The organism is Stenotrophomonas sp. YJH_SMC_20 (assembly GCF_059367845.1).
This window is the reverse complement of record NZ_JCAFRG010000003.1, coordinates 127,984-150,402: the sequence shown is the minus strand read 5'-3', so window position 1 is coordinate 150,402 and position 22,419 is coordinate 127,984. Positions and strand designations below refer to the sequence as shown.

Here is a 22,419-nt window from a genome sequence, read left to right as displayed (position 1 = left end):
TTGCCTCTCGCCACCACGAACGCCGGTAGCCAATGAGCCTCCATCCGCAACTGCAAGCCATCACTGAGCGCGTCATCCGCCGCAGCGCGGCCTCGCGCGCCGCCTATCTGGCCGCGATCGACGCCTCCCTGCGCGAAGGCCCGTTCCGCAGCCGCCTGAGCTGCGGCAACCTCGCCCACGGATTCGCCGCCTGTGGCGGCACCGACAAGAGCCGCCTGCGCGGTGGGGTGACACCGAACCTTGGCATCATCACCGCCTACAACGACATGCTGTCGGCACACCAGCCGTTCGAGACCTATCCCGAGCAGATCCGCCAGATCGCCCGCGAGCTGGGCGCCACCGCGCAGGTGGCCGGCGGTGTGCCGGCGATGTGCGACGGCGTCACCCAGGGCCGTGGTGGCATGGAGCTGTCGCTGTTCTCGCGCGATGTGATTGCGCAGGCGACGGCGATCGGGCTCAGCCACGACATGTTCGATACCACCGTCTACCTTGGTGTCTGCGACAAGATCGTGCCGGGGCTGCTGATCGGCGCACTGGCCTTCGGCCACCTGCCGGCGGTGTTCGTGCCGGCCGGCCCGATGACCCCGGGCATACCCAACAAGCAGAAGGCGGAAGTTCGCGAGCGCTATGCCGCCGGCGAAGCCACCCGTGAAGAACTGCTGGAAGCCGAGTCGGCCTCCTACCACGGCGCCGGCACCTGCACCTTCTACGGCACGGCCAACTCCAACCAGGTGTTGCTGGAAGCGATGGGCGTGCAGCTGCCGGGCGCGTCGTTCGTCAATCCGGGCACCCCGCTGCGCGACGCTCTTACCCGCGAAGCGACCGAACGTGCACTGGACATCACTGCGCTGGGCGATGACTTCCGTCCGCTGGGCCGGATCATCGACGAGCGCGCGATCATCAACGCGGTCATCGCGCTGATGGCCACCGGCGGTTCGACCAACCACACCATCCACTGGATCGCGGTGGCGCGTGCGGCCGGCATCGTGCTGACCTGGGACGACTTCGACGAGCTGTCGCAGCTGATTCCGCTGCTGGCCCGCGTCTACCCGAACGGCGAGGCCGACGTGAACCGCTTCGCCGCCGCCGGTGGCCCGGCGTTCGTGTTCGGCGAGCTGATCAAGGCCGGCCTGATGCATGGCGACCTGGTCAGCGTGGCCCGTGGCGGCATGGCCGACTACGCCCGCGAACCCCAGCTGCGCGACGGCCAACTGGTTTATCTGCCGGGCCTGGAACGCAGCGCCGATGACGAGGTGGTGCGTGGCGTCGACAATCCGTTCGAACACCAGGGTGGCCTGCGCCTGCTGCGCGGCAACCTGGGCAAGTCGCTGATCAAGCTGTCGGCGGTGAAGCCGCAGTACCGCACGATCGAAGCACCGGCCGTGGTGGTCGATGCACCGCAGGTGCTGAACAAGCTGCACGCCGGTGGCCTGCTGCCCGAGCATTTCGTGGCGGTGGTGCGTTACCAGGGCCCGCGTGCGAACGGCATGCCGGAACTGCATTCGCTGGCGCCGCTGCTGGGCCTGTTGCAGAACCAGGGCCGACGCGTGGCGCTGGTCACCGACGGCCGCCTGTCCGGCGCCTCGGGCAAGATTCCGGCGGCGATCCACGTGACGCCGGAAGCGGCGCGCGGCGGCCCGCTGGCGAAGGTTCGCGAAGGCGACATGATCCGGCTGGACGGCGAGGCCGGCACGCTGGAGGTGCTGGTGGACCCGGCCGAATGGGCGGCGCGTCCGCTGGCTCCGAACACTGCGCCGGCCGCGCATGACCTGGGCCGCAATCTGTTCGCGGTCAACCGTCGCGTGGTGGGCCCGGCCGACCAGGGAGCGATGTCGATTTCGTGCGGTCCGGCGGCGGCCGATGGCGGGCCGTGGGAGTACGACGCGGAGTACGAGCTGGGGCATGATGCCGCGGCGGCGGCAGCGCCGCATGAGGCGAAAGACGCCTGAAGCGAAAAGCCGCGGCAGGCTTCCCGGCTTGGGCAGTAGAGCGCCCTGGCCGGGACACGCCGTAAACCCCCCTACGGGACCGGCCCAACCGCTGGCGGTTGGGCGTTCGGGCGCTTGCAAAGCGGTGCTTCGCAAGCAAAGCGCCCTCACCCATGGGGGCTCGGTCGCGGCATCCATGCCGCTTACGGTCCCGGCTGGGGCTGACCGCGCCCTTCTGACACTCTCCGGCGCATCAATGCCGCGAAGTGATCATTGAAATCAAATTCGACAGCAAAGGCAGAAGCAGAGCTATGGGTATCGAACAACATCAGGTGAAGGCGGCGGAGCTGTTGCATGCGGCGGGCATCCTGCCGGTGGTGACGGTTCATACGCTGGACCAGGCGCGGGCGGTCAGTGCGGCGCTGCTGGACGGTGGTTTGCCGGCGATCGAGCTGACGCTGCGTACGCCGGTGGCGATGGAAGCGTTGGCGATGCTCAAGCGCGAGCTGCCCGATGTGGTGGTGGGTGCAGGCACGGTGCTGACCGTGGAGCAGATGCAGCAGTCGATCGATGCGGGCGCGGACTTCCTGGTGACCCCGGGCACGCCGCCAGCGCTGGCCGATGCACTGGCTGCTGCGCCGCTGCCGGTGGTGCCGGGTGCGGCCACGCCGACCGAGCTGCTGTCGCTCTACGCCCGCGGCTTCCGCGTGTGCAAGCTGTTCCCGGCCACGGCCGTGGGCGGGCTGGCGATGATCAAGGGACTGGCCGGCCCGGTGGCGGACCTGAAGCTGTGCCCGACCGGCGGCATCACCGAAAACACCGCCGCCGAATACCTCGAGCAGAAAAACGTGGTCTGCATCGGCGGTTCGTGGATGGTGCCGGGCAACTGGATTGCCAACGGCGAATGGGACAAGGTGCGCGCCAGCGCCGCCGACGCCGCGAAGATCATCAAGCGCGTTCGCGGCCACTGAGCCCAACGCAGCTGTAGAGCCGAGCCCACGCTCGGCTCCACGCCAGCGGAATGGAAAGCAGCCGAGCATGGCTCAGCTCTACAGGACCAGCATCCAGAGCGCGCGCAGCGCGCGACCCGCTCCCGCTCTTCCTTCTTCATTCCGCGGTGGCGGCGCACGAAAACCGTCCTTGGCCCTGCGGAGGGATTGCGCAGGGGCGCGAGCGCCATGGATGGCGCGACCGAGCCTCCAGGGATGGATTCACGGCGTCCCCTGCGCAATCCCTCCGCAGGGCCAACCCCACGAATCCTGCCGCACACCGCAAGGGGCTCAGCCGTTGGCCGAAACCCGTTACAGCGGCCGCGCCGGATCCACCAACCCGTACTGGCTGGCCATCCGCGCCAGCGCGATGTTGTCGTGGATCCCCATCTTCTCGAACAGCCGCGCCTTGTGCGTGTTCACCGTCTTCGCACTCAGGCTCAGCCGCCGCGCGATATCTTCCTGGCGCAGGCCCTGGGTCAGCAGCAACGCCACTTCCAGCTCGCGCGGCGACAGGCTGTCGAACGGCGAACCGTTGCCTTCCACCGTCGACAGTGCCAGATTCTGCGCGATGCTGGTGCCCAGGTAGCGGCGCCCACCTGCCACGTCACGCACCGCGCGCAGCAGTTCCTGCGCATCACAACCCTTGCCGATATATCCGGCCGCGCCGGCTTCGAGCAGCCGCTTCGGCAGCGGGCCATCTTCCAGCACCGACACGATCACTACGCGGGTGTTGCGGTGGCTGCGCACGATGCGCTCGGTCACTTCCATGCCGCTCACACCCGGCAGGTGCAGGTCACACAGCACCACATCCGGCAGCAGCTGGCGGACTTCACGCAGCGCGTCTTCGCCGGTCTCGGCTTCGCCCACCACCTCGATGTCGGTTTCCCCCGACAGAATCATCTTCATCCCGGTGCGGACCAGCGCGTGGTCATCCACCAGGTAGACTCGAATCGTCATTCACGTACCTCTTCGAATGCGGCCATTGCAGGTCAAGCTAGGCAGGGTGCCGATACCCTGCAAGCGCGTTCGGAATGCGGCCCCGGCAATCTGCCTTGCGCATCACAGTACCGCGCGTTGTGCTTGCCCCCTGTCTTGCAGAACCTGCTGCAACGAAACAACTGATCTATCACGTAGACGTCCCGCGCGGGGCATCCACGTCAATCCCCCTGTGATGATGCTTCGCTGGCCTTCGCTGGCCGCGTGCCATGATGCCGCCAAGGGTGCCGGCGACTGAACATGACCAGATAGCACCCTACCACCCAAACCAGCGCGGCACACCATCCGGCCAGGATATCGGAGGGGTAATGCACCCCCAGATAGACCCGGGAGACGCTGACCAGCAGGCTGAATGCCGGTGCCAGCAGCAGCACCGGCCAGCGCCAGCGGGTGTTCCAGGCCAGCAGTACCAGGGTCACCGCCAGGGTCATCGAGCCCATCGCGTGGCCGCTGGGAAAGCTGAACGTCGATTCCGGCGCGATCGATTCCCACAGGCTGGGGCGCTGGCGCTGGAAGAAGTGCTTGCTGCCCATGTTCAGCAGCGCCGAGCCGACGAAGCTGACCGCCACGAAGGTGGCCTCGCGCCAGCGCCGGTAGCCCAGCAGCACGCCGATGATCAGCACGTCGGCCGGGATCAGGAACCACTCATAGCCCAGTTTGGAAATGAGCACGAAGAAGCGGTCCAGCAGTGGCGAGTGCAGGCCATGCATCTGCCACAGCAGCGGCGCGTCGAAATGGAACGATTCAAACTCGTGCACCTCGTCCGCCAGGGCGACGAAGCCAGCCAGCGGCAGCAGCACGCCGCCGAACAGCAGGACCAGGCGCCAGGCATTGCGCGCCATCCAGTGGCGGAAACCGGAGGCGGACTCCGGTGCAGCGAGGATCGCAGGCTTATCCGGCGCTTCGGACATACGTGTGTTCGACGTAGTCGTCGATCAGGGCGACGAACTCCTGGGCGATGTTGTCGCCGCGCAGGGTCACCTTCTTCTCGCCATCGACAAACACCGGCGCTGCGGGTGTTTCGCCCGTGCCCGGCAGCGAGATGCCGATGTTGGCATGGCGCGACTCGCCCGGCCCGTTCACGATGCAGCCCATCACCGCCAGGGTCATGTTCTCCGCCCCCGGGTGGTGGATCTTCCACAGCGGCATCTTCTCGCGCACGTGGTTCTGCACGACCTTGGCCAGCTCCTGGAAGAACTCCGAGGTGGTGCGGCCGCAGCCCGGGCAGGCCGTGACCAGCGGCGTGAAGGCGCGTTGGCCGGTGGTCTGCAGCAGTTCCTGGGCGACGATCACTTCCTGCGTGCGCGACTGGCCCGGTTCCGGGGTCAGCGAGATGCGGATGGTGTCACCGATGCCTTCCTGCAGCAGCACGCCCAGCGCCGCCGCCGACGCGACGATGCCCTTGCTGCCGATGCCGGCTTCGGTCAGGCCCAGGTGCAGGGCGAAATCCGAGCGCTGGGCCAGGTCGCGGTATACCGCGATCAGCTCCTGCACGCCGCTGACCTTGGCCGACAGCACGATGCGGTCGCGCGGCAGGCCGAGTTCCACCGCCTGCTCGGCCGAATCCAGGGCCGAGCGGATCAGCGCTTCGCGCAGCACGCGGCCGGCATCCCAGGGCTGTTCGCGCAGGCTGTTCTCGTCCATCAGCTTCGCCGCCAGGGCCTGGTCCAGCGAGCCCCAGTTGGCGCCGATGCGCACCGGCTTGTTGTAGCGGATCGCGAACTCGATCAACTGCGCGAACTGCAGGTCCTTCTTCTTGCCGAAGCCGACGTTGCCGGGGTTGATGCGGTACTTTGCCAGCGCTTCGGCACACGCCGGTTCGGCGGTCAGCAGCTGGTGGCCGTTGTAATGGAAGTCACCGATCAGCGGCACGTCGATGCCCATCATCGCCAGCTTGTCGACGATGCGCGGGATCGCCGCAGCGGCTTCAACGGTGTTGACGGTCAAACGCACCATTTCCGAACCGGCACGCCACAGCTCGGCCACCTGTTTCACGCTGGAGGCCACGTCAGACGTGTCGGTGTTGGTCATCGACTGCACCACCACCGGCTTGCCTCCACCTACGGTGACCCCGCCGATCTGCACGGCATGGGTCTGGCGGCGGGGCCAGGAGGTGGCATCGGAGGGGGGAGTCGGGCGGGTGACGGCGTCGTGCATGGGCGCATTCTACCGCCCGCTCCCGCATTCGGGGTGACTCGCATTCAGCCGGCGGCACGGCTGCGGCCGATTGTCGCAGGCACGCGCGCCCGTGAACGCATACGATGAGCATGAATGACCGGTCCCGACGCCCCGTTCCTCCGTACCCTGTGCAGCCTGCGCTGGCTTGCCGTAGGCGGCCAGGCCGCCACCATCCTGGTCGCCAGCTGGGTGCTGGGCCTGCCGCTGCCCCAGCTGCCACTATGGGCCGGCGTGGCCGTGCTCACCTTGTTCAACATCTACACCCAGCTGCGCCCGGAAGCGGCCGACACCGCCCCGCTGACCGCATTCGGCCATATCCTGGTGGACGTGATCATCCTGACCTGGATGGTGGGCTGGAGCGGCGGCATGGCCAACCCGTTCAGTTCACTGTTCCTGATCCTGATCGCGCTGGCCGCCTTCGCCCTGCCCCTGCGCTGGGCACTGGCAGTGGCCCTGGCCTGCCTGCTCGGCTACGCCGCCAGCGGCATCTTCGGCCAGCCGCTGCCGGACGGCTATTTCCGCGCGCAGGACCTCAACCGTTGGGGCGTGGTCGCCAACTTCCTCATTTCCGCAGCGGTCGTGCTGACCTTCTCCACCCGCCTGGCGCTGGCGCTGCGACAGCGCGAACTGGAACTGTCGGCACTCAGGGAACGCTTCGCCCGCAACGAAGGCATCGTCGCCCTGGCCACCCATGCCGCCTCGGTGGCGCATGAACTGAACACGCCGCTGGCGACCATGACCCTGCTTGCCGATGACGTCGCCGAGCGCAGCGAAGAGCCCGAAGTGCGCGAAGACATGGAGACCCTGCGCGAACTGCTGGTGCAGTGCCGGGAACGCGTGCTGGCGCTGGCCGCACCGGCCTCGGCCGACGCACCGGGCCGCAGCCACTCCAGCGCCCAGCAGGTACTGGAACAGTGGCGCCTGGTGCGGCCGACCATCGACCTGCATCGCAATGACGATGCGCCGCTGCGGTTACCACTGGATCCGGGCGTGGGCCATCTGCTGATGGTCCTGCTCAACAATGCCGCAGATGCCGGCGAACAGGCCGGGCGGCCACGGGTAGACCTGGACCTGCGCATCGAAGGCGACGACCTGATCGGCGAAGTCCGCGACTACGGCCACGGCTTCGATGCCCGTGCCGCGGTGCTGCCAGGCAAGCTGTTCGGCAGCAGCAAGAGCGAGGGCATGGGCGTTGGCCTGGCCCTGTCCCATGCCACCATCGAACGCCTCGACGGCGAGATGTGGATGCGCCCGGCCCAAGGCGCCGGCAGCCGCGTCGGCTTCCGCCTGCCGCTGGTCCCACGCGAGGAAACCCCATGAGCGCCTCAACCCTCGGCCTGCTGGTCGACGACGACGAGCTGTACCTGCGCACCCTGCAGCGCAGCCTGGCCCGCAAGGGCCTGGAAACACAGACCGCACAGGATGCCGCCAGTGCCCTGGCACTGGCCCGCCAGCATCCGCCGGCGTTCGCGCTGATCGACCTGAAGCTGGGCAGCGATTCCGGCCTGGCGCTGATCCAGCCGCTGCGCGCGCTGCGCGCGGACATGCGTATCCTGCTGGTGACCGGCTACGCCAGCATCGCCACTGCCGTTGAGGCGATCAAGCTGGGGGCCGACGATTACCTGCCGAAGCCGGCCACGGTACCGATGATCCTGCGCGCGCTTGGCGAGGAAGACGACGGCCCGGCCGACGATGGCGAAATGGAAGTGCCGGACGCGATGACGCCGATCAGCCGCCTGCAGTGGGAACACATCCAGCAGGCGATGCACGAGACCGGCGGCAACGTGTCCGCAGCGGCACGCCTGCTCGGCATGCACCGGCGTTCGCTGCAGCGCAAGCTGGCAAAGCGGCCGAGCCCGGAACGCGATCCGAGCCGTTGATCGCTGACGGACCGGTCCGGCTCAGGCCTCGACCAGCGCCGGCCGGTCCTGCGCGGCGCTGGAGCGCACCGCACACGCATCGGCCCGCGTGGCCATCGTCTCCTGCAGCAGCGGCGATGGCAGTACGCAGGCCGGATGCATGCGCAGGAAGCCGTAGATCGAACCCGCCAGGCCGATCATCAGGCCCGGGGTAAAGGCCGCGCGGGTGAGGCCGCCAACCATCCCCTGGTGCTCCTCGATCGAAGAAATGATCTCGATGGCGGCCTCGTCCTGCGGATAGGGACACCCTGCCGGATCCAGCGCAGCGGCCAGCACCAGCAGTTCCCGGGTGGACACATCGCCATGGCACAGGGTGTGGCTGAACCCCCATTTGCCGCGCGCATCGGCCACGGCGCGACGCATGTCGCGCAATTGCGCGGCATCACCGGTGCGGGCATACAGGTCCGCCGCCGCCAGGCCGATGCCCACGCTGCCGTGGCACCAGGTCGGGAAGTTCTTCTGCCCATCCTGCAGGTGGATGTCCCGCCAGTGCCCGGTATGTGGCTCGAACAGGGCTGCCTGGAATGCAAATGCTCCTTCGGCCAGCCGCCGCCATGCGGCCCGCTCGGGCACGCTGCCAGCCTCGGAGCGGGCCAGTCGTGCCAGCGCCCAGCCCATGCCCATCGCACCGTGGCCAAAACCACCGATCGGCTCGCTGAACTGTGGCGTCGGCCAGCGCGCACCGTCTGCGTCGACAATCGCAGCGTCCTGCATGCGGCGTCCCGCTGCGGCCGCCAGTTCCAGCCAGCGTGCGTTGCCGGTGGCTTCAGCCAGCGCCAGCAACGGCAGGATCATGCCGGACACACCATCAATCAGTTCGAACTTTGCCGCCTGCTGGAAACCGCGATGCTCCGCGGCTTCCGCGCAGCGCTCTGCCAGCGCCAGCAGCGCCGGTCGCTGCAACAGGTCGTGCAATGCCAGCAATGCCCACATTTGCGAACCGGTTCCGACGAATCCACCGTCAATTTCGGCGGGGTGCCGCTCGCACAGGGTCTGGAACACCGCAAGGGCGCCCTCGATGGCCGGATCCAGCCCGGCCACCGGATCGGCACGCCCCTGCTCCACTTCGTGGCGATAGGCTGCCAGTGCGAAAGCGATGCCGCCCAGCCCGAAGTACAGGTCTGGCTGCACCGGCTGGACGGTCCATCCGGTACGCGTCACTTCAGGTGTGATCCAGGTCATCGAGCCGTCTTCGCCGTGCACCGCCAGCCGCAGCAGGCTTTCCACCGCGCGCGTGGCCAGCGTGCGACGGCGTGCGTCCAGGTCGTCGGCGCGCGGATGCCGTGCTGCATAGCTGTAGCCGGACCGGGCCTCGGCTCGGGCCAGTGCATGCTGGTTCAGGTCGGTGGCGACCAGCGTGCTGCGGATCGTCACGTCTTCCAGGTCAATCCGCATCGCGCGCCAGTTGGCGACGACGGAGTGGATACGCGCCGCGTCCAGCTGCGATGCGAAGATCGGAATGTCACCGTGGCGCAGGTCATCGACCTCTCCGCGTACGGTTTCCAGGTCCGATGGCGCAGCGGGCGACACCGCCGCATTCCGCACCAGCAGGTCGATCGCGCGCTCAACCGCCCGAGCTTCGTTGTGAAGCGATGCTGGATGCCAGAGCATCCGCCCGAGCTCGGCGTAGGCCATTGTCGGCCGCCGTACATCCCGCACCTGGCAGCCTTCGAAGGCCGTCAGCAGCGGCATCAGTTCGCCGTTCGCGTCCAGCGCGCGCAGACGCCCACTGGCGTCGATGAAGCCCTCGCTGATGTGGTCCCAGTACAACGACACATCGGGCTGTGCGCTGGGATGGTTCTGCGCAATGGAGACCTCGGCCTCGACCATGCCCAACCGGGCCGGTTCGGTCCCGTCGTCGACGATCACCGGCACCTGCACCCGTGGCTGCTCGCCGGGCAGCGCGCCGGCTGCAGACAGGTCCACGCCCTCCATGCCCAGGCCGGCAGTACGGAACGGCACGATTCCGGTACGCAGCACTGAATTGCGCATCAGCTTGACGGCGGTGTCGTACGCATCGCCAAGCCCTGATGGCTCGATTTCGATTACCCGGCAGAACACGCTTTCGGCGTCGACCACCACCGGCACCGGCCCGACCGCGATCAGATTCTCCAGATGGATGTCGGTGCCACCGACCAGGCGCAGGATGGCCAGCCAGTGGCCGAGGCCGCGGTAATAGCACCGCAGTTCAGCCTCGCCGGAACAATAGCGATGCGCGGCGAATGCAGCCCAGCCGTGGCTGCCACGATCGATCACCTTCGGCACGCGCACGCGGTCAGGGGCATCACCGAAGACCGCGGACAACAGGCCATCGAGCGTGGCATCGATGCGCAATGAGCGTGGCTTGTACATCACCGTGCCGCCTTCGAACTGCAGCCGTGCCACGGTGCGGCCGCCACCGTGCAGGTCACCGCGGCCCAATACAACGGCATGCAGCGTGCCCGCCGGCGCACCCAGCAACTCGGCCAACGCAACACGATCACTGCCGATGCGTGCAGCGAGCTCCACCACGGCCGCGCATTGTCCTTCGAGCATGCGCGTCAGGCGCGGCAGCAGTACCGGATAGCGTTGCTGCAGATGCGCGCGGAAGCCCTCGCTCGTGGCCAGGGCAACGAATTCGTCCAGCGCACCAGCACTGTCAAGCGGGCCGATGTCACCGCTGCGTGCAGCGGCGTGCAGCTCCAGCAGGAGCACGCGGTTGAGCTTGAGCTGGGCATGCTCATGCAGCGCCGCCTCGCCCTGCGAATGCAGCAGCGCACGTTCGCCGGGCTGCAGGGCAATGGCGGGATCATGCAGGCCGGCAGCCAGCGCAGCGCGCGCCTGGGCAAGGAAATGTTCGGTGATGCGCGCAAACGCGGCCGCAGCCGGAGAAGCGGTCATTACGCCCCCTGCGAGATTCAAGAGTCTGTTCCAGTCGCCGGCACGCAGCTGCATGCCTCTGCGTGCCGGCACGGGCTACATCAGCAACACAGGCAGTGGTTGATCACCGATACCGTGGTGGTGCACTCGTTGGTGCCACCGGTGATCATGGTGTCCGAAGCCCCGGTGAGGGCCGCTTCGGTGGCTGCCGCACCGTAGATGAACAGCGAACCCGCAGGGTTGGCGCACCCATCCACATCGTCCGAGCCATTGAGCCAGCCGGACACAACGTCGTCATTCAGATCCATTCGCAATCTCCTGTCATTCACAACATGAGGCGTTGAGGACATGGATCGATTCCACGTCCCTCCGGATACGGCCAGTCCCTGGCATCAACATCATGCTGCGAGCGATACTGGATGACAGGTACAGCCGCCCATGCACACTGCATTGGCACGCCATGCGTAGTCAAGCTGCGCTGCCGCAGGCACGCGAATACGCTGCATGGGCAACGCCGCAGGGCCCCGGAATGGCAGGAACGGAAGGCACGGGATGGCCGGCCTGTCGCCGGCGCATCCACGACCGGGCTCAGCGCTTCAGCTGCGCCAGTATCTCGCGGGTCATCGGATCGGCAATCGCCACACCCTCACCCTGCAGCGCCGGCAACAGGCCACTGGCCAGCTGCTTGCCAAGCTCGACACCGAACTGGTCGAAGGCATTGATGTTCCAGATCACCGACTGCACGTACACAGCGTGTTCGTACATGGCGATCAGTGCGCCCAGCGCCTGCGGGGTCAGTGCGTCGAGCAGGATCAGCGTGCTCGGGCGGCCCCCGGGGTAATCGCGGTGCGGGTCGTCGCTGCTCTGGCCATTGGCCAGTGCTTCGGTCTGCGCCAGCAGGTTGGCCAACAGGGCCTGATGATTGATCGTGTAGGGATCGTCGCTGTGCACGCAGCCGATGAAGTCGGCCGGAACGATGCTGGTGCCCTGGTGCAGCGCCTGGAAGAAGCTGTGCTGCACGTCGGTGCCCGCCCCGCCCCACCACACCGGCACGGTGTCGGTGGTGACCGGCTGTCCGTCACGCTGCACGCGCTTGCCCAGGCTTTCCATCACCAGCTGCTGCAGGTAGGCCGGCAGCAGCGCCAGGCGCTGGTCGTAGGTCATCACCGCGTGCGTGGCATGGCCCAGCAGGTTGCGGTTCCAGATGTCGGTCAGGCCGTGCAGCACCGGCAGGTTGCGCTCCAGCGGTGCATCCAGCGCATGCGCATCCATCTGCGCGGCGCCTTCCAGCAGCTGCTCGAAGCGCTCGAAGCCGATCGCCAGCGCGATCGGGAAACCCACGGCCGACCACAGCGAATAACGGCCACCCACCCAGTCCCACATCGGCAGCACGCGATCGGCGGCGATGGCAAAGGACTTGGCGGCACGTTCCGGATTGGCGCTGACGGCATACAGGCGCTCGCTGCCCCCCAGCCAGTCGTGCAGGATCTGGCCGTTGAGCAGGGTTTCCTGCGTGCCGAAGGTCTTGGAAATCAGGATGCCCGCGGTCTTCGCCGGATCCAGCGTGGCCAGCGTGCGCTGCATGGCGGCGCCGTCCACGTTCGACACGAAATGCACGCGCAGGCGCGCACCGCTGACCGGACGCAGCGCATCGGCGACCAGGCGCGGACCGAGGTCGGAACCACCGATGCCGACACTGACCACGTCGGTTACGCCGCTGTCTTCCAGCGCGCGCACCAGCACGCCCATGCGCTGGCGGATCTCGCGCGCGGTGGCATAGGCCTCAGCGGCAACCGGTGCATCGACCACGTCGCCGCGCAATGCGGTGTGCAGTGCGGCGCGACCCTCGGTCAGATTGACCTGCTCGCCACGGAACAGGCGCGTGATGGCGCCGCCGACATCACGTTCGGCAGCCAGCGCCAGCAACGCCTGCAGCGCGGCGGCATCGTATTTCTGCCGCGCGAAGTTGACGTACAACGGACCGACCCGCAGCGCCAGATCCTGCACGCGGCCGGGTTCGGCGGCGAGCAGGCTGGGAATGCTTGCGCCCTTCAGGCGCTGGGCGTGGGAATGCAGCGAGTCGAATCCGTTGTTCGTTGTCATGCGGCCTGGGTCGGGATCGTGTCGTTGGTGTGGGTGATCTGGTTCTTGCCATCAACGTACACCAGCTTCGGCTTGAAGCTGTCGGCTTCCTGCTCGGTCATGCTGGCGAACGCGGCGATGATGATGATGTCACCGACCTGCACGTGGCGCGCGGCGCCACCGTTGAGCGAGACAACACCGCTGCCGGCCTCGGCGCGGATGGCATAGGTCGAGAAGCGCGCACCGTTGGTCACGTCCCAGATGTGCACCTGCTCGAACTCGCGGATGCCGGTGGCAGCCAGCAGGTTGTCATCGATGGCGATCGAGCCTTCGTAGTTCAGCTCGGAATGGGTGACGGTGGCGCGATGGATCTTGGTCTTGAGCAGGGACAGGTGCATGGGGGCGCTGCAACGGCAAAGGAAAGAGCGGATTCTAGCACCCGCACAGCGCGGGGCATCACGGCCGGCAACCTGTTCAGGTAGGCGGTGAAACCGGGGTCAGAACCCTTTCCCCTGGAAAAGGCATCTGACCCCATGCATCGCGCGGCGCCGCCGGAGCTCAGAATTCCAGGTTGTCGATCAGCCGGGTCGTACCCAGTCGCGCGGCGATCAGCGCCACGCGGCCACCGCCGTCGAAGGTCGGCTCGGCCAGCTCCGGGGTGCGCAGCACCGCATAGTCGACCTGGAAACCGGCCGCCTGCAATGCCGCCGTGGCGTCGGCCTCGATGCGTTCGCGCGGGTGACCGGCCACGTAGCCCTCGCGCATGCCCAGCAGGGTGCGGTGAATGGCGGTCGCGACCGGGCGCTGTTCCGCGCTCAGGTACTGGTTGCGCGAACTCTTGGCCAGGCCATCCTCGTCACGCACGATCTCGGCACCGACGATCTGGATCGGGAACGACAGTTCGGCCACCATCTGCCTGATGACAGCCAGCTGCTGGTAGTCCTTGCGGCCGAACACGGCCACGTCAGGCTGCACCTGCAGGAACAGGCGCGCTACCACCGTGCACACGCCGTCGAAGTGACCCGGGCGACTGGCACCTTCAAGCACTTCACTGACACCCGGCGCGTGCATGCGCGTGGTCTTGTCCACGCCCAGCGGGTACATGGCCTCGACGCTGGGCAGCCACACCGCATCGCAGCCGACCTGCTCAAGCCCGGCCACATCGGCCTCGGGCGTGCGCGGGTAGCGGCTGAAATCCTCGTTCGGCCCGAACTGGGTCGGGTTGACGAAGATGCTTGCCACCACCTTGTCGGCGTACTGGCGGGCCAGGGTCACCAGCGAATGATGGCCACCGTGAAGGTTGCCCATGGTGGGCACCAGCGCCACGCGCAGGCCCTCGCGCTTCCAGTGGGCGATCTGCTCGCGCAATGCACCAAGCTCGTTGAAGGTCTGGATCATGAGGCGTAAGCGTGCTGTTCGTCGGGGAAGCTGCCGTCGCGCACGGCGTCGGCGTAGGCGCGGGTGGCACCGGCCACCGAACCGCCTTCGGCAAGGAAATCCTTGACGAACTTGGGGCGGCGATGGCCACTGTCCAGGCCGAGGAAATCGTGCAGCACCAGCACCTGGCCGTCGCAGTGCGGGCCGGCACCGATGCCGATGGTCGGCACCTCCACCGCAGCGGTCACCTCGGCGGCAACCGGGGTCGGCACGCACTCAAGCACCATGATGCTGGCGCCGGCAGCGGCCACGGCCCTGGCATCTTCCACCAGCTGGCGCGCGGCATCGCCGCGGCCCTGGATCTTGAAGCCGCCCAGGCGCAGCACCGATTGCGGGGTCAGGCCCAGGTGCGCGCAGACCGGAATCTCGCGCTCGACCAGGTAGCGGATGATGTCGACCTTGAAGCCGGCACCTTCGATCTTGACCATCTCGGCACCGGCCTGCAGCAGCTGCAGCGAGGCATCCAGCGCGCGCTCCGGGGTGGCATCGGCGCCGAAGGGCAGGTCCGCCACCAGCAGCGCACGCTGCAGCACGCGGGCCACGGCGCGGGTGTGGTAGACCATGTCGGCCACGGTCACCGGCAGGGTCGAATCATGGCCCTGCACCACCATGCCCAGCGAATCGCCGATCAGGATCAGGTCAACGCCATTGGCGTCGAAAGTGCGGGCGAAGCCGGCGTCGTAGGCGGTCAACATGACCAGCTTCTGGCCATTGCGCTTGGCCTCGGCCAGGGCGGGAACGGTCCAGGGCTTGCTGTCTGCGTGGGTGCTCATGTGCTGATAACCGGGGGAGATAACCCGGGCATTATCACCCTATCGGGGCAATCCCGCAGGCGTCCACCCGCACCACTGCGTCCCGCACGCGGCCGTGGCCGGGAATGGCCAGATCCGGCGCGATTTCGGCCAGCGGCACCAACACGAAGGCCCGTTCGTGCATGTACGGGTGTGGCACCTTCAGCCCGGGCTGGTCGAGCTCCTGCACGCCGTACAACAACAGGTCCAGGTCCAGCGCGCGCGGGCCCCAGTGCACTGCCGGATCGCGCACGCGACCGAAGCGCTGCTCCAGCGCCAGCATGGCCTGCAGCAGCTCATCGGCCGGCAAGGTGGTTTCGACCGAGGCCACCGCATTGACGAACGGCGGCTGGTCTTCATTGCCCCAGGCCGGCGTTGCGTAAAGCCGCGAGGCCTGGCGCAGCCGGGTCCCGGGCAGGCCGTCCAGCGCGGCAATCGCCGCGCCGACGGTGGCGGCCGCGTCGCCGAGGTTGGCGCCGAGGCCGATCCAGGCAGGGGTCATCGCCTACTCGCCCGCTGCACCGGCCGGGGCACCCGGACGACGGCGGCGACGGCGGCGCTTGCGCGGCGCTCCGCTCTCGTCATCGCCTTCTTCGCTGTGCATCGCATCCAGCGACGACTCCAGCTCACGCCCGGACTGCGCCTGCGCTTCGCGCCAGAACTCGACATCGGCGGCGTGCTCGGACGACGCCACCTGGCGCAGGCTGAGGAAATCGAACGCGGCACGGAAGCGCGGATGGGTCAGGGTACGGAACACGCGCTTGCGCTGGCGCGAGCTGAAGCGCGACTGCAGCAGCCAGATTTCCTGCATCGGCAGCGAGAAGCGGCGCGGCAGCGCGATGGTGCTCAACTGCTGCACGGTGACGCGGTCGGCGGCGCGGCGCTGCGCCTCTTCCGGTGCCACGCCCTGCTTGAGCAGGGTCGCCTGTGCACGGCAGAACGCCGGCCACAGCAGCAGCGCGAACAGGAACGCCGGCGAGACCGGTTCGTCGTTGGCCACCCGCGCATCGGTATTGGCCAGGCCCTCGACCAGCATGCGGCGCAGCGCGCCGGTGCGGTTGGCTTTCAGCGCCTTGGCGCTTTCCGGGAACAGCACGTCGAGCAGGCCGTAACGCTCAAGGCCTTCGAAGCTGGCCACGCCGTGTCCGGACAGGAACAGCTTGAGCACTTCCTCGAACAGGCGCGCTGGCGCGGCTTCGTTGAGCAGGCCGGCCAGGTGCGGGATCGGCGCGGCAGTACCCTCCTCGATCTGGAAGCCGAGCTTGGCCGCCAGGCGCACCGCTCGCAGCATGCGTACCGGGTCTTCCTGGTAGCGCTGCACCGGGTCGCCGATCAGCTTCATCAGGCGCGCCTGCACGTCCTCGAAGCCACCGGTGTAGTCGCGCACCGAGAAGTCCTCGATGGCGTAGTACAGGGCGTTGCAGGTGAAGTCGCGGCGGATGGCGTCGTCTTCGATGGTGCCGTACACGTTGTCGCGCACGAGCATGCCGTTTTCCATCTCGCGGTCGCCGCTGCCGTCATCGCTGTTGGCGCGGAAGGTGGCGACTTCGATGATTTCGCGGCCGAACACAACGTGGGCGAGGCGGAACCGGCGGCCGATCAGTCGGCAGTTGCGGAACAGCTGCTTGACCTGTTCGGGCGTGGCGTCGGTGGCCACGTCGAAATCCTTGGGTTGGCCATTGACCAGCAGATCGCGCACCGCGCCGCCGACAAGGTAGGCGCCGAAGCCGGCATCGCGCAGGCGATAAAGCACGCGCAGGGCGTTCGGGCTGATGTCCTTGCGGGAGATCGTGTGCTGGTCGCGCGGGATGACGCGCAGGCTGAACGGTGATGTAGCAGGGGAAATGATGTTGGCGCTTCCGGTTGAAGTTTCGGGATTGCCCAATGGCATCGAGGTGCATATACTAGCGCTCCTGCCTCGGCAGCGACACAGTTACGCTCCCTTCGTCTAGTGGTTAGGACGTGGCCCTCTCAAGGCTAAAACAGGGGTTCGAGTCCCCTAGGGAGCGCCAGTCGCCGCAGCAGGAACCGAAAAAGCCCGCCTTGTGCGGGCTTTTCTGTTTTCCGGGGTTTGCATCGGCATCGGTCGGCCTGGTCGCAGTAGCGCCTTCCTGTTCCTGCGTGGGAGGGGGTGGGCCACCCTGACAGTTTCCCGCGACGGCGGCACGAACAGCCTCGCTCCTCCGCAGCCAATTCAATCCCGACGCGCAGACCTGCGTCCGCCAGAACCGCAATGCCTGACGCGAAGGCGGGGCAACTCAAGCCGGGACCGTTGGCGCCATGGATGGCGCCATCGAGCCCCCATGGATGGGTTCACGGCGTGTCCCGGATTGGGCTGCCCCGCCTTCGCCCTCGATGACACCGAGGCGCCAACGGAATGCAACCGAAGCCGGGCAGCGTCAGCCTTCCATCTGCTCCAGCTCCTTGCCCTTGGTCTCGCGCACGTAGCGGACCACGAAGAAGATCGAGAGGATGGCCGCCACCGTATAGATCCCGTAGGCCCCGGCCAGGCCGATGCCCGCCAGCAGCATCGGGAACGTCACGGTGATCGCGAAATTCGACGTCCACTGCGCCGCACCGGCGACGGCCAATGCCGGGCCGCGGATCTGGTTGGGGAACATTTCACCCAGCATCACCCACATCACCGGGCCCCAGGACATGTTGAAGAACACCACATAGACGTTGGCCGCCACCAGCGCCAGCCGGCCCATGCCGTCGGACAGTTGCAGGCGACCGTCGGCGAGACTGCCACTGGCGAACGCGACCACCATCAGTACCAGCGCTACCGACATGCCGACCGAGCCGATCCACAGCAGCGGCTTGCGCCCGATGCGGTCGATCAGCAGCACCGTCAGCAGGCAGGCACCGATGCTCAGCGCACCGGACAATACATTGATCAGCAGCGCGTCGCTTTCCGAGAACCCCACCGCCTGCCACAGCACCGCGCCGTAGTAGAACACCACGTTGATGCCGACCAGCTGCTGGAACATCGCCAGGCCGATGCCGATCCAGAGGATCGGGCGCAGCCTGCCGGTGACCTTGTCGCGCAGGTCGGCGAAGCGTGGCTTGTGCTGGTCCTGGGCCAGGCTCGCCTCGATCTCGGCCTGCTTGGCCGTGGCTGCGGCCTCGCCGTACAGCCGCGCCAACACCGCCCTCGCCTGCTCCGGGCGCCCCTTCACGACCAGGAAGCGCGGGCTTTCGGGAATCACCAGCAACAGCAGCAGGAACAGCCCCGATGGCAGCGCCTGCATCCAGAACATCCAGCGCCAGGCCTCATGGCCCAGCCATAGCGGCTCGGTCGACGCCCCAGCGGCACGGGCCAGCAGGTAATTGCTGAGGAAGGCGGCGAACAGGCCGCAGATGATCGCCATCTGCTGCACCGTGGCCAAGCGCCCGCGATAGCGCGCCGAGGCCACCTCGGCGATGTAGGCCGGCGACATCACGCTGGCCGCGCCCACCGCGAAACCGCCCAGCACGCGCGCGGCGATGAACAGCCAGGAAGCGTGAGCGGCACCGGCGCCCAGCGCCGAAACCAGGAACATCAGCGCCGACACGATCAGCACGCCTCGGCGGCCCAGGCGATCCCCCAGCCAGCCTGCCAGGAAGGCACCGACCGCACACCCCAGCAGCATCGAAGCGACTTCGAAACCGAGCGCCGCCTCGCTGGAGTTGAAGGCCTGGCGAAGGCCGTCGACCGTGCCATTGATGACACCACTATCGAAGCCGAACAGGAATCCACCGAGGGTGGCCACGCAGCTGATGAGGACGATGAATGCCGTGTTTTCGCCGCCGTGGGAGGCGATGCCGGGTTGGCGCTGGGACATGGATGAACCTGTTGGGAAGGGAGGCCGGCCATCCGACGCAGCCGGCTGACCCGCAGCGTCGCACAGGCCTTGCCCTGCCGCCAATGTCCGCCACGGCCGCGCCTTCCAGGCGCCCGATTTCCGCCCCGCGCCGACACTTGGGGCCAACCTGTTCTAGAATTGGCGGGTTCAGGAATCGATCCGCCCCCAGCCCATGCCCTTTGTCGTCACCGAAAACTGCATCAAGTGCAAACACACCGATTGCGTGGAAGTGTGCCCCGTGGATTGCTTCCACGAAGGCCCGAACTTCCTGGTGATCGATCCGGATGAGTGCATCGACTGCACCCTGTGCGAACCGGAATGCCCGGTCAACGCGATCTTCCCGGAGGACGATGTTCCTGCCGGCCAGGAGAGCTTCGTCGCCCTCAACGCCGAGCTGGCGAAGGAGTGGCCGGTGCTGACCGTGCGCAAGGACCCGCCTGCCGACGCCGGCGAATGGGATGGCAAGCCGGACAAGCTGAAGCTGCTGGAACGCTGAGAAGCGCCTGCTGCGACAACGAAAAAGGGCGCCTTGGGCGCCCTTTTCCATTTCCGGTAGCGCCGGGCCATGCCCGGCGGATCCTGGGCCGCGCTTCAAGCTCGCCGGGCATGGCCCGGCGCTACCCAAGGCAGGTGCGGACCAAGGCCCGCATCCACCCGACCAGCCCTTACTGCGCCAGCTTCGCCTTGAGCGCGGCGATCAGCTTTACCGGCGCTTCGGCCGTGGCCGGCAGGCCGCGCGGGTCCACCGCGGAGATGTAGGCGCCGGCATCGACGGCCACCACGCGGACCAGGAAGTTGCTGCCTTCGTAGGCCACGTCATACGAGCCCAGCAGCTGCGCGCGGCTGGCGATGGTCACGCCTTCCACGCCTTCCAGCGCGGTGCCGACCTTGGCGAAGGCCTCATCCTTGCCACCGGCGATGGTGAAACCCGTGTTGCCCACGGCCGGGGCCGCAGCCACCGGGGCCGCCGGCTTGGTCGCCGAGGAAAGGGTCGGCACCTTGTTGTCGCCGGTGGTGGCCGGCAGGTTCAGGTCCGGCGGCACTTCCAGCGGACGCATTTCCGGGGCCAGGGCGTAGTCGCCCTTGACGCCGCGCTTGAAGCAGCCGGTGGTGCCGGCAGCGACCGCCACAGCAAGCAGGGCATAGGACAGCACGCGGACGGTGGAAACGGATTGACGCATGTGAATCTCCTGGGTCAGACCAAGACGGAAGGTCAGTGGCTGGAAAGGGCTTCGAGGGCGGCGATGTCGCCGGCAAGGTGGTCGGCGGCCGCATGGTGCGGCGCCGACAGCGGCAGCAGCGGCAGGCGCAGGTCATGGCCGACACCGATGCGGCGCAGCAGCGCCTTGACCGGAATCGGGTTCGGTTCAACGCCGCAGAAATCGTGGAACGGCTGCAGGCGCGCGTCCCAGGATTCGGTGGCTGCATGGTCGTGCGCGGCGGCCAGTTCGCACATCCGGCGGTAGGCACCCGGAAGCACGTTGGAGCCCACGGAGATCAGGCCATCGATGCCGGCCCGGATCGAGCGCGCGGCGGTGCCGTCATCGCCACTGAGGACCGCGAACTTCGGGCTGCGCAGCGCCAGCAGCGCCTGCACCCGGCCGGTGTCGCCCACCGCCTCCTTGATGCCGACGATGTTGGGGTGGCTGGCCAGTTCGGCCACGGTCTCCGGCTGCATGTCGCAACCGGTACGGCCGGGCACGTTGTACAGCACGACCGGCAACCCGCCCTGGTCGGCGACCGCACGATAATGGGCAATCAGGCCGGCCTGGGTCGGCCTTACGTAAGGCGGGGTGACCACCAGTGCATGGCTGGCGCCAAGCGCGGCCGCACGACGGGTCTGTTCGATGGTTTTGGCAGTACCGGACAGGCCGGTGCCGGCCATGACCGGGATGCGGCCGCCAATGCGTTCGACCGCGCTGGCCAGCAGCAGGTCGTACTCGGCATCGGTGAGGGTTGCCGCTTCGCCGGTCGAGCCGGCAACGACAACGCCATGGACGCCACCTTCCAGTTGCAGGTGCAGCAGGCGCTGCCAACCGTCGGGATCGAGGGCGCCGTCGGCCCGGAACGGGGTCGCCAGCGCGGTGATGAGGCCGGAAAGGGACAAGGACGTGCTGCTCTTGGCTGGAAAGGGAAAACGCCCGCCACGAAAGGCCGGGGGCGACCTGAATGTTACTTGCGGCGCGAAAGCACGGGCAAGTATGCTGGACACCGGTGGATCCCCGCCTCTGGCGGGCATTCAGACTCACGCATGCATTACCCGGAATCGCCTTGACCGACACCACCCCGCGCCCCGCGCCGAGCGAAAACCACCTCCTGATCAACGCCTACACGACGCATCCGGAGTCCCCCCTGCTGCCCGTCACCCGCCGCATCGCCGACAGCGGCTGCAATCTGGTGGACGCACGCCTGGCCACGGTCGGCCGCGACGTCTCGGTCACCGCCCTGGCCACCGGCTCCTGGGACTCGGTGGCCAAGCTGGAGGCGATGCTGACCCGGCTGGAGCGCGAGGAAGGGCTGAAGCTGGTCTGGTACCGCACCGCCGCCAAGCAGGCGCAGTCCAACCTGCTGCCCTACATCGTCGAGGTGATCGCCGCCGACAAGCCGGGCATCCTGTTCCAGCTGGCCGATTTCTTCGACCGCCAGGGCATCACCATCGAGAACCTGCAGAGCACGCGCTACCGCGCCATGCAGACCGGTGCGGAAATGTTCAGCGCACAGGTCACCATCGGCGTGCCGGCCAACATGCATATTGCCGCGCTGCGCGACGATTTCCTTGAGTTCTGCGACCACCTGAACCTGGACGCGATCATGGATCCCATGAAGTTCTGATTCTTCGCGCGTCTCTCACGCGCGCGTGGCGTTTCATGTAGCTGTAATGGCAAGAACCCAGGCTCGACAGAAGGACCTCATGAACAACGGCGACACCCTGGACAGCACTACCCTCTCCCTGCCGCTGGCCCTGTCCGGCGGCGACCACGCCACCCTCGGCGACTATGCCGGCCAATGGCTGGTGCTGTACTTCTATCCCAAGGACAGCACGCCGGGCTGCACCACCGAAGGCATCGACTTCAACGCCCTGCTGCCGAAGTTCAGGAAGGCGGGCGCGGTGGTACTGGGCGTCTCGCGCGATTCGGTGAAGTCGCACGACAACTTCTGCGCCAAACAGGGCTTCAACTTCCCGCTGGTCAGCGATGGCGACGAAGCGCTGTGCAGCGCCTTCGACGTGATCAAGATGAAGAACATGTACGGCAAGCAGGTACGCGGCATCGAACGCAGCACCTTCCTGATTTCCCCCGACAGCCGCATCGTGCAGTCCTGGCGCAAGGTCAAGGTTGCCGGCCATGCCGATGCCGTTCTCGCCGAACTGAAGGCCTCCCAGTCCAAGTGAG

The 22,419-nt window shown here is 67.4% G+C and carries 21 protein-coding genes and 1 tRNA gene; 8 read left to right on the top strand and 14 right to left on the bottom strand.

From position 1 onward, the window contains the following. Positions 1-32 precede the first annotated feature (32 nt). Both edd and eda read left to right on the top strand, forming a co-directional pair. The gene (gene edd / locus AC5P6A_RS06685) at positions 33-1,949 is read left to right on the top strand and encodes a phosphogluconate dehydratase (protein WP_021202019.1); all 1,917 of its coding nucleotides are present in this window, start codon (positions 33-35) and stop codon (positions 1,947-1,949) included. 290 nt (positions 1,950-2,239) lie between these two features. Beyond that, positions 2,240-2,899 carry a bifunctional 4-hydroxy-2-oxoglutarate aldolase/2-dehydro-3-deoxy-phosphogluconate aldolase gene (gene eda, locus AC5P6A_RS06680; protein WP_134730658.1) on the top strand — a complete coding sequence of 220 codons (660 nt, stop codon included), beginning with the start codon at positions 2,240-2,242 and terminating at the stop codon, positions 2,897-2,899. 330 nt (positions 2,900-3,229) lie between these two features. Here eda and AC5P6A_RS06675 read toward each other — a convergent pair whose 3' ends face one another. From AC5P6A_RS06675 to ispG, 3 genes are all read right to left on the bottom strand, one after another. Then, complete coding sequence (locus AC5P6A_RS06675) at positions 3,230-3,877, bottom strand: response regulator (RefSeq protein ID WP_004153112.1); 648 nt, start codon at positions 3,875-3,877, stop codon at positions 3,230-3,232. Between the two features lie 200 nt (positions 3,878-4,077). Next, the gene (locus AC5P6A_RS06670; RefSeq protein ID WP_058980273.1) at positions 4,078-4,827 is read right to left on the bottom strand and encodes a phosphatase PAP2 family protein; all 750 of its coding nucleotides are present in this window, start codon (positions 4,825-4,827) and stop codon (positions 4,078-4,080) included. Continuing rightward, positions 4,808-6,073, bottom strand: coding sequence for a flavodoxin-dependent (E)-4-hydroxy-3-methylbut-2-enyl-diphosphate synthase (ispG, locus tag AC5P6A_RS06665; RefSeq protein WP_019661189.1), 1,266 nt, complete (start codon positions 6,071-6,073; stop codon positions 4,808-4,810). The genes AC5P6A_RS06670 and ispG overlap by 20 nt, the downstream gene beginning before the upstream one ends. Positions 6,074-6,187: 114 nt before the next feature. Here ispG and AC5P6A_RS06660 point away from each other — a divergent pair, with 114 nt between their 5' ends. Continuing rightward, positions 6,188-7,414, top strand: coding sequence for an ATP-binding protein (locus tag AC5P6A_RS06660; RefSeq protein WP_019661188.1), 1,227 nt, complete (start codon positions 6,188-6,190; stop codon positions 7,412-7,414). Next, entirely contained in the window at positions 7,411-7,974 is a 564-nt protein-coding gene (locus tag AC5P6A_RS06655; protein ID WP_005409063.1) for a response regulator transcription factor, read from the top strand. Before AC5P6A_RS06660 ends, AC5P6A_RS06655 begins: the two co-directional genes overlap by 4 nt. A gap of 21 nt (positions 7,975-7,995) precedes the next feature. Here the strand turns inward: AC5P6A_RS06655 and AC5P6A_RS06650 are convergent, their stop codons facing one another. From AC5P6A_RS06650 to pcnB, 8 genes are all read right to left on the bottom strand, one after another. Further along, positions 7,996-10,893 carry a type 2 lanthipeptide synthetase LanM gene (locus AC5P6A_RS06650; RefSeq protein WP_134730662.1) on the bottom strand — a complete coding sequence of 966 codons (2,898 nt, stop codon included), beginning with the start codon at positions 10,891-10,893 and terminating at the stop codon, positions 7,996-7,998. An 80-nt stretch (positions 10,894-10,973) separates the two neighbouring features. Then, a complete protein-coding gene (locus AC5P6A_RS06645; RefSeq protein ID WP_010484314.1) occupies positions 10,974-11,180 on the bottom strand; it encodes a DUF6229 family protein in 207 nt (68 codons plus the stop codon). 280 nt (positions 11,181-11,460) lie between these two features. Beyond that, positions 11,461-12,975 (bottom strand): glucose-6-phosphate isomerase, encoded by a 1,515-nt coding sequence (gene pgi / locus AC5P6A_RS06640; RefSeq protein WP_134730664.1) that lies wholly within the window; start codon positions 12,973-12,975, stop codon positions 11,461-11,463. Beyond that, positions 12,972-13,352, bottom strand: coding sequence for an aspartate 1-decarboxylase (gene panD, locus AC5P6A_RS06635; RefSeq protein ID WP_005409061.1), 381 nt, complete (start codon positions 13,350-13,352; stop codon positions 12,972-12,974). Before panD ends, pgi begins: the two co-directional genes overlap by 4 nt. 160 nt (positions 13,353-13,512) lie before the next feature. Next, a complete protein-coding gene (gene panC / locus AC5P6A_RS06630) occupies positions 13,513-14,352 on the bottom strand; it encodes a pantoate--beta-alanine ligase (RefSeq protein ID WP_134730666.1) in 840 nt (279 codons plus the stop codon). After that, positions 14,349-15,164, bottom strand: a complete 816-nt coding sequence (gene panB / locus AC5P6A_RS06625) for a 3-methyl-2-oxobutanoate hydroxymethyltransferase (protein ID WP_134730668.1) — start codon at positions 15,162-15,164, stop codon at positions 14,349-14,351. Before panB ends, panC begins: the two co-directional genes overlap by 4 nt. Before the next feature lie 34 nt (positions 15,165-15,198). Continuing rightward, entirely contained in the window at positions 15,199-15,684 is a 486-nt protein-coding gene (gene folK, locus AC5P6A_RS06620) for a 2-amino-4-hydroxy-6-hydroxymethyldihydropteridine diphosphokinase (RefSeq protein ID WP_155029289.1), read from the bottom strand. 3 nt (positions 15,685-15,687) lie between these two features. Then, positions 15,688-17,067 carry a polynucleotide adenylyltransferase PcnB gene (gene pcnB / locus AC5P6A_RS06615; protein WP_111098753.1) on the bottom strand — a complete coding sequence of 460 codons (1,380 nt, stop codon included), beginning with the start codon at positions 17,065-17,067 and terminating at the stop codon, positions 15,688-15,690. Positions 17,068-17,119: 52 nt separating this feature from the next. Here pcnB and AC5P6A_RS06610 point away from each other — a divergent pair. Further along, positions 17,120-17,194 (top strand) — tRNA-Glu (locus AC5P6A_RS06610). A 387-nt stretch (positions 17,195-17,581) separates the two neighbouring features. On the opposite strand, the gene AC5P6A_RS06605 is transcribed toward AC5P6A_RS06610, so the two are convergent. After that, entirely contained in the window at positions 17,582-19,006 is a 1,425-nt protein-coding gene (locus tag AC5P6A_RS06605) for a sugar porter family MFS transporter (RefSeq protein WP_180877715.1), read from the bottom strand. 193 nt (positions 19,007-19,199) lie between these two features. Here AC5P6A_RS06605 and fdxA point away from each other — a divergent pair, with 193 nt between their 5' ends. Beyond that, on the top strand, positions 19,200-19,523 hold the full coding sequence (fdxA, locus tag AC5P6A_RS06600; RefSeq protein ID WP_004153066.1) for a ferredoxin FdxA: 324 nt from the start codon (positions 19,200-19,202) through the stop codon (positions 19,521-19,523). A gap of 169 nt (positions 19,524-19,692) precedes the next feature. Here fdxA and AC5P6A_RS06595 read toward each other — a convergent pair whose 3' ends face one another. Together AC5P6A_RS06595 and dapA are read right to left on the bottom strand one after the other, a co-directional pair. Beyond that, positions 19,693-20,208 (bottom strand): hypothetical protein, encoded by a 516-nt coding sequence (locus tag AC5P6A_RS06595; protein ID WP_019661179.1) that lies wholly within the window; start codon positions 20,206-20,208, stop codon positions 19,693-19,695. A gap of 32 nt (positions 20,209-20,240) precedes the next feature. Then, entirely contained in the window at positions 20,241-21,134 is an 894-nt protein-coding gene (dapA, locus tag AC5P6A_RS06590) for a 4-hydroxy-tetrahydrodipicolinate synthase (protein WP_019661178.1), read from the bottom strand. Positions 21,135-21,298: 164 nt separating this feature from the next. Between dapA and AC5P6A_RS06585 the strand changes: the two genes are divergently transcribed. Then, positions 21,299-21,859 carry a glycine cleavage system transcriptional repressor gene (locus AC5P6A_RS06585; RefSeq protein ID WP_019661177.1) on the top strand — a complete coding sequence of 187 codons (561 nt, stop codon included), beginning with the start codon at positions 21,299-21,301 and terminating at the stop codon, positions 21,857-21,859. Between the two features lie 79 nt (positions 21,860-21,938). Beyond that, entirely contained in the window at positions 21,939-22,418 is a 480-nt protein-coding gene (locus AC5P6A_RS06580) for a peroxiredoxin (RefSeq protein ID WP_019661176.1), read from the top strand. The last annotated feature ends 1 nt before the right edge of the window (position 22,419 follow it).

Bases quoted from the DNA above. Each gene is read 5' to 3' on its own strand.
- edd (WP_021202019.1), top strand. From the start codon at position 33: ATGAGCCTCCATCCGCAACTGCAAGCCATCACTGAGCGCGTCATCCGC.
- eda (WP_134730658.1), top strand. From the start codon at position 2,240: ATGGGTATCGAACAACATCAGGTGAAGGCGGCGGAGCTGTTGCATGCG.
- AC5P6A_RS06675 (WP_004153112.1), bottom strand. From the start codon at position 3,877: ATGACGATTCGAGTCTACCTGGTGGATGACCACGCGCTGGTCCGCACC.
- AC5P6A_RS06670 (WP_058980273.1), bottom strand. From the start codon at position 4,827: ATGTCCGAAGCGCCGGATAAGCCTGCGATCCTCGCTGCACCGGAGTCC.
- ispG (WP_019661189.1), bottom strand. From the start codon at position 6,073: ATGCACGACGCCGTCACCCGCCCGACTCCCCCCTCCGATGCCACCTCC.
- AC5P6A_RS06660 (WP_019661188.1), top strand. From the start codon at position 6,188: ATGACCGGTCCCGACGCCCCGTTCCTCCGTACCCTGTGCAGCCTGCGC.
- AC5P6A_RS06655 (WP_005409063.1), top strand. From the start codon at position 7,411: ATGAGCGCCTCAACCCTCGGCCTGCTGGTCGACGACGACGAGCTGTAC.
- AC5P6A_RS06650 (WP_134730662.1), bottom strand. From the start codon at position 10,893: ATGACCGCTTCTCCGGCTGCGGCCGCGTTTGCGCGCATCACCGAACAT.
- AC5P6A_RS06645 (WP_010484314.1), bottom strand. From the start codon at position 11,180: ATGGATCTGAATGACGACGTTGTGTCCGGCTGGCTCAATGGCTCGGAC.
- pgi (WP_134730664.1), bottom strand. From the start codon at position 12,975: ATGACAACGAACAACGGATTCGACTCGCTGCATTCCCACGCCCAGCGC.
- panD (WP_005409061.1), bottom strand. From the start codon at position 13,352: ATGCACCTGTCCCTGCTCAAGACCAAGATCCATCGCGCCACCGTCACC.
- panC (WP_134730666.1), bottom strand. From the start codon at position 14,352: ATGATCCAGACCTTCAACGAGCTTGGTGCATTGCGCGAGCAGATCGCC.
- panB (WP_134730668.1), bottom strand. From the start codon at position 15,164: ATGAGCACCCACGCAGACAGCAAGCCCTGGACCGTTCCCGCCCTGGCC.
- folK (WP_155029289.1), bottom strand. From the start codon at position 15,684: ATGACCCCTGCCTGGATCGGCCTCGGCGCCAACCTCGGCGACGCGGCC.
- AC5P6A_RS06605 (WP_180877715.1), bottom strand. From the start codon at position 19,006: ATGTCCCAGCGCCAACCCGGCATCGCCTCCCACGGCGGCGAAAACACG.
- fdxA (WP_004153066.1), top strand. From the start codon at position 19,200: ATGCCCTTTGTCGTCACCGAAAACTGCATCAAGTGCAAACACACCGAT.
- AC5P6A_RS06595 (WP_019661179.1), bottom strand. From the start codon at position 20,208: ATGCGTCAATCCGTTTCCACCGTCCGCGTGCTGTCCTATGCCCTGCTT.
- AC5P6A_RS06580 (WP_019661176.1), top strand. From the start codon at position 21,939: ATGAACAACGGCGACACCCTGGACAGCACTACCCTCTCCCTGCCGCTG.